At 41.4% G+C, this 319-nt stretch carries 1 rRNA gene; it reads left to right on the top strand.

The annotated features are described in order from the left end of the window. Positions 1-55: 55 nt before the first annotated feature. Positions 56-170 (top strand): 5S ribosomal RNA (rrf, locus tag J7338_RS20655). Positions 171-319: the final 149 nt, after the last annotated feature.

The raw sequence follows: 319 nt of genomic DNA, 5'->3' as shown, positions 1-319 counted from the left end.
TTAGTCGTAGGACTTAAAGCTTAACAATTAAAATAAGAAAATTGAAAAGAATTTTCTTGGTAACAATAGCGTTTTGGACCCACCTGACCCCATGCCGAACTCAGTAGTGAAACGAAACAGCGCCGATGATAGTGTAGCATTTGCTATGTGAAAGTAGGACATTGCCAGGATCCAAATAAGAGAAACCCGTTACAGTAATGTGACGGGTTTTTTGTTGTCTGAAAGAAAATTAGAGCTCTCAGCTTTAAGCCGTCAGCTATCAGCCGCACAGTGCCAACCTATACACCGTAGCGTGGGTTGAGTATCTGATACCAAACAT

This window comes from Pseudoalteromonas ostreae, from assembly GCF_018069805.1.
In the GTDB taxonomy this organism is placed as follows: Bacteria; Pseudomonadota; Gammaproteobacteria; order Enterobacterales; family Alteromonadaceae; genus Pseudoalteromonas; species Pseudoalteromonas ostreae.
Note: the sequence above shows the minus strand (reverse complement) of the source record. Positions and strands in the feature narration are given on the sequence as shown.